Raw genomic sequence first — 2,207 nt, 5'->3', positions numbered from 1 at the left:
AGAGTATCTACTGTACTGGAAGAGATATTGCTTTTAACTGCTTCGTTAGATGCAATATTGTGCGCTTCTGTATAGAGTGCGGCACTTAAAGAGTGTTCCAGATGCTTTTCCACCATATAAGAACCGCCGAGGGTTATGAGGAAAAATCCCAAAATCCCGATGAGAATATAAAATCTCAGGAATTTTGTGGAAAGATGATGCTGTTTCATGGATTTTTTACCTCAAATTTGTATCCGATTCCCCATACGGTGGCAATGGACCAGTGAGGATTGTCTTTGATCTTTTCACGAAGACGTTTGATATGAACGTCTACAGTACGGGTATCACCGATGTATTCATAACCCCAGATGTGATCCAGAAGCTGTTCACGGGTAAATACCTGGTTTGGTGATGCTGCAAGGAAATAGAGAAGTTCCAGTTCCTTTGGCGGCATATCAACCTGACGACCCATATATGTGACTGCATAGTTTGTCAGATTAACGGTCAGATCCGGGTAAGTAACACATTTTTCACTGGAAGAAGGCGCTGGCTGTTTAACCTGGAAACGGCGCAGGACAGCACGTACACGGGCAATCAGTTCCTTGGAATCAAAGGGTTTGATCATATAGTCATCTGCACCCAGTTCAAGTCCGAGAACCTTGTCAAAGGTTTCGCCTTTTGCTGAAAGCATAATGATGGGAACATCAGAGGTATGTCGGATTTCACGACATACCTGATAACCGTCAATTCCGGGAAGCATCAGATCCAGAATGATCAGATCCGGGCGGAAGGAGGCAAATTCCCTTAACGCTTCTTCTCCGTCATTTACGATTTTTGTCTCGAAGCATTCTTTGGTAAGATACAGGGCAATAAGCTCTGCGATATTGTTATCATCATCAACAATAAGGATTTTCTGTTTGGAAACCATGGTGGTCCCTCCTATTTCTTAAATTCTACAATAGTAACACCTGCATCTCCTTCGCCGAATTCTCCAAGGCGGAAGGATTCCACATGCTTCTGGCGCTTCAGATAATTGTGTACACCTTTTCTCAGAGCACCGGTTCCTTTACCATGAACAATACGGACAGATTTCAGATGAGCGATATAAGCATCATCCAGATATTTGTCAAGCTCTGCAACTGCTTCATCTACCGTTTTGCCAAGCAGGTTGATCTCTGTGGATACATGGGCTGCTTTTGACATGCGGATTTTACCTGCACCTGTACGCTGCATGGTTGGTGTGGTGATCTCTGCTTCATCGATCAGTTCCAGATCAGAGATGTGAACCTTGGAACGGATGATACCCATCTGAACGAAGAGGAAACCTTTGTTGTCCGGACGGCTGCTGACAGTCCCCTTAAGATTCATGCTGAGAACCTTAACTGCATCGCCGAGGGAGATATCTTTGGCTGTGAGTTCCTTCTTCGGTTTCTTTGCAGCAGTTTTCTGAGTCATGCCTTTCTCTGCTTTATTCATATGTTTGCGCAGATTCTGGCGTTCTTTTTCCACAGCAGAGAGATCCACATGGTCTTTCTGGAATTTGTGGAACATCTTCATAGTCTGGTCTGCATATTCCTTGGCTTCGCGGAGAACTGCATGAGCTTCCTCATTGGCCTGACGGATGATGCGGTCTCGCTGCTCGTTCAACTTCTCCTGCTTGGATTCCATTTCGGATTTCAGAGAGGCAATTTCCTGTTTATACTGTTCAATCTCGCGGCGTTCATTTTCAATAGTTATACGGCTGCTTTCCAGGGAACTGAGAACATCTTCGAAAGATTCATCCTGTTCACTGATCTGTTCTTTGGCCTTATCGATGATATAGTCCGGAAGTCCAAGCTTGGAAGAAATGGCGAATGCATTACTTTTCCCGGGAACACCGATCAGCAGGCGGTAGGTCGGGCGGAGCGTTTCCACGTCAAATTCGCAGCAGGCATTTTCTACACCTGAGGTGGAGAGTGCATATACCTTCAGCTCACTGTAATGGGTGGTTGCCATAGTGCGGATTCCCTGTTCATGAAGATGGGAAAGGATCGCAATGGCAAGGGCAGCACCCTCTGTCGGATCTGTACCTGCACCGAGCTCATCGAAAAGGACAAGAGAGTGACGGTTGGCTTTTTTCAGGAAAGAAACCACGTTGGTCATATGTGAGGAGAATGTACTTAATGACTGTTCGATACTCTGTTCATCACCGATATCTGCATAAACTTCTTCAAACAGTGCAAGCTCTG

2 protein-coding genes and 1 pseudogene are annotated in these 2,207 nt (G+C 45.4%); all 3 read right to left on the bottom strand.

The window, feature by feature from the left end:
• Positions 1-209, bottom strand: a pseudogene (locus AC075L_RS07965) (two-component sensor histidine kinase); the annotation flags it as partial.
• A complete protein-coding gene (locus tag AC075L_RS07960; protein WP_118408765.1) occupies positions 206-907 on the bottom strand; it encodes a response regulator transcription factor in 702 nt (233 codons plus the stop codon). The pseudogene AC075L_RS07965 and the gene AC075L_RS07960, both read right to left, overlap by 4 nt.
• 11 nt (positions 908-918) lie before the next feature.
• Positions 919-2,207 (bottom strand): endonuclease MutS2 (locus AC075L_RS07955; protein ID WP_476387502.1); only part of this gene is annotated, 1,289 nt, incomplete at its 5' end.

This window comes from Blautia sp. ZXY-1-B12, assembly GCF_056339915.1.
This window is presented reverse-complemented; position numbering and strand designations above follow the sequence as displayed.

What these genes read in the sequence shown, in the direction of transcription:
- AC075L_RS07960 (WP_118408765.1), bottom strand. Translation starts at nt 907, where the DNA reads ATGGTTTCCAAACAGAAAATCCTTATTGTTGATGATGATAACAATATC.